This is a genomic window from Rhodococcus sp. HM1 (assembly GCF_023218075.1).
Taxonomy (GTDB): domain Bacteria; phylum Actinomycetota; class Actinomycetes; order Mycobacteriales; family Mycobacteriaceae; genus Rhodococcus.
Genome location: NZ_JALPTB010000151.1, coordinates 1 through 3,546, shown reverse-complemented (window position 1 = coordinate 3,546; position 3,546 = coordinate 1). Strand labels below are relative to the sequence as shown.

1 protein-coding gene is annotated in these 3,546 nt (G+C 71.2%); it reads left to right on the top strand.

Annotated features, from left to right (window positions below):
- Positions 1-3,546 (top strand): condensation domain-containing protein (locus M1M07_RS32055; RefSeq protein ID WP_248676741.1); only part of this gene is annotated, 3,546 nt, incomplete at both ends.

Below are 3,546 nucleotides of genomic sequence, written 5' to 3'. Positions count from 1 at the left end.
GGTGGGGTGCAGCTGGCGCGGGGCTATCACGCGCGGGCGAGCCTGACGGCGTCGCGGTTCGTCGCCGATCCGTTCACCCCCGGTGGGCGGTTGTATCGGACGGGGGATCTGGTGCGGTGGTTGCCGTCGGGTGGTTTGGAGTATGTGGGGCGGTCGGATTTTCAGGTGAAGATCCGCGGTCAGCGCATCGAGGTGGACGAGATCCGGGCGGTGTTCGAGTCGTTGCCGCAGGTGGGGTCTGCGGCGGTGGTGGTGCGGCAGCGGCCGGGTCGGTCGCAGTCGTATCTGGCGGCGTATGTGACGTTGCTGGTGGAGGCGTCGGCGGAGGAGTTGCGGGCGGCGGCCGGTGAGGTGTTGCCGGAGTACATGGTGCCGTCGACGGTGACGGTGCTCGAGTCGTTGCCGGTGACGGTGAACGGGAAGCTGGATCGGGCGGCGTTGCCGGAGCCGGAGGTGGCCTCGTCCGGTGCCGGCCGGGAGCCGGTGTCGGAGGCCGAGCGGGTGTTGTGCTCGGTGTTCGTGGACGTGCTCGGTGTGGAGGGGGTGGGTGTCGACGACGACTTCTTCCATCTCGGCGGCGACTCCATCATGTCCCTGCAGGTCGTCTCGCGCGCCCGGCGCGCCGGAATCGCGGTCACCGCAAGGGATCTGTTCACCCATCGCACCGTCGCGGCCCTGGCCGCGTCGGCCCGCACGCTCGACGATGCCCCCGCGATCTCGGACGACGGAACCGGACTCGTGCCGCTGACGCCGCTCGCGACCGCGACGATCCGCGACGGCCACTACGAGAACTACTGCCAGGCCACCGTCGTGCACACGCCGGTCGGAGCCGATCGCGGCGCCCTCGCCGCGGCTCTCGCGGACGTGATCGCGCACCACGACATCCTGCGTGCGCGCCTCGTCGACACCGACGGTGACGGCACGCCCGACGCACTCGACGTGCCCCGCGAGACGACAATCGATCTCGACGCCCTGGTGCGCGAGGTCGCAACCGGCACCGATCGGGACGCGCAGGTGCACACCGAACTCGCCTCCGCGGCAGCGCGTCTCGATCCTGCGGCCGGTGTGATGGTGCAGGCGGTGTTCCTGGCTCCTGCCGCTGCGGACGAGCGCGGCGCACTGCTGATCGCCGCACACCATCTCGTCGTCGACGGCGTGTCCTGGCGCGTCCTGCTCGAAGATCTGGCCGCACGCTGGAACCGCGAGGAACTCGACCCGGTGCCGACGTCCGTCCGCACCTGGAACACCGCGCTGGCCGAGCGGGCGCGCACCGGCGACACCGAGGCCCGTGCCCGGTCCTTCGCCGCCCGGATCGGGGACTTCGAGCCGCCGATCGGAAGCCGCGACTTCGATCCGGCACTCGACACCCACGCGTCCACCGCGGACGTCACCGTCGAACTGGACGTCGCGACCACCCGGTCGCTGCTGTCGACCCTGCCGCGGGTGTACGCCGGCAGCGTCGACGACGGACTCTACGCGGCACTGGCCACCGCCGTCGTGAACTGGCACCGCGGCCGCGGCACTGCGACCGACAGTGTCCTCATCGCCCGCGAAACGCACGGCCGCGCAGACGAACTCGTCTCCGGCGCCGACCTGTCCCGCACGGTCGGCTGGTTCACCGCGATGTACCCCGTCCGGCTCGATCTCACCGGAATCACAACCGGTACAGACGAATTCGACGCCGATGCAATCGTGCGAACCGTCAAGGAACAGTTGCGTGCCGCCGCAGCCGACGGGATCGATCACGGCCTCGCCCGGTACCTCGACCCGGTCGGGGAGGACGTGCTCGCTCGCTGCGCTCGCCCGCAGATCGGATTCAACTACCTGGGCCGGTTCGTCGCCGACACCGGGGAGGCCCGGGACTGGTCGGCACTGCCGGGATTCGCAGGGCTCCTCGGGCACACCCGCCCGGAGATGCTCGCCGCGACCGCCGTGGACATCAACGCCGTCACCGTCGACGGTCCGGACGGTCCCCGGTTGCAGACCCGCCTGACCTACGCCACCGGCATTCTCACCGAGGACCAGGCCCGCTCTCTGGGTACAGCCTGGTCGGAGGCGGCCACCGCGCTCGCCCGGCACGCCGAAACCGTGCCGACCGTCCGGCACACGCCGGGCGACTTCCTCGACACCGGCGTCTCACAGGCCGACGTGTGCGCGTGGGAGCAGCGATTCGGCGAACTCGCCGACGTGCTGCCCATGACCGGTCTGCAGCAGGGCCTGATCTTCGAATCGCAGCTGCACGCCGACTCGGACGCCGTCGACGTCTATGTCGGCCAGGTCGCCTTCGAATTCACCGGACCGCTCGACCGCGACCGGCTGCACCGCGCCGCACAGGCGCTGCTCGACGCGCATCCGAACCTGCGCTCCGCGTTCGTGACCGACGAGGGCGGCACGTACCGCAGTGTCGTGCCCACGTTCGTCCCGATGCCCTGGCAGGTGATCGATGTGACGGCCGACGCGGATCCGGACGCCGCTGCCGACCGGGTCGCCGACGCCGAACGCGACGCCCGGCTCGACCCCGCCGTGCCGCCGCTGCTGCGGTGCGCGCTCGTGGTCCTCGCCCCGGAACGGCATCGCCTGGTGGTGACCGAACACCACGCCGTGATCGACGGCTGGTCGACTCCGCTGCTCGTGGCCGAACTGCTCGAGAACTACCGCGGCGGAACCTCGTCCACGACCGGTGCAGACCGGGACGGCTACCGCAACTTCCTGACCTGGCTGGCCGAGCAGGAGCCGGAGGCGACCCGCGCCGCGTGGCAGCAGGTGCTCGCCCCCGTCGAGGGCCCGACGCTCGTCGCGCCGGCCGAGCGCGTCTCGGTCGCCGAGTTCCCGCAGACGGTGCCCGTCACCCTCGACGCCGAGACCAGCGCCGGTGTCGTCGCCGCGGCCCGCGCGTGCGGTGTCACCGTCGCGACGGTTGCGCAGGTCGCGTGGGCGATGGCGCTCGCGCAGCAGACCGGGCAGTCCACCGTCGTCTTCGGCGCCACCGTCTCCGGTCGCCCGTCCCAGGTCGACGGCGTCGAATCCGCTATCGGCCTGTTCATCAACACGATTCCGGTCGTCGTCGAACTCGACCCGGCCGACCGGCTCGAAGACACCCTGGTCCGCGTGCAGGAGCAGCAGGTGTCGGTGCTCGACCACCATCACGTGTCGCTCACCGAACTGCACCGTATCGCCGGGCAGCAGCGCCTGTTCGACACGCTGGTGGTGTTCGAGTCGTACCCCATGGACGAGTCCGCGCTCACCGCGATGCTCGACGACGACGCGCTCGGCCTCGCCGGCCTGAGCGGGCGCGACTCCACGCAGTACCCGATGACCCTCGAGGTCACCCCGGGCGACGAGATCGCGGTCGAGGTCGCCTACCTGCCCACGCTCGTCGACGAATCCGTCGCGGCCCGGGCGGCCGAGGCCGTGCGCGCCGTGCTGGCGCAGTGTGCGGTGGATGTGGGTGTGCGGGTTGGTGGGGTGTCGGTGTTGTCGTCGGTGGAGGCGGCGGCGTCGGTGGTGTCGGATGTGTCGGCGGTGGGGTCGTTGCCGTTGGGTCCG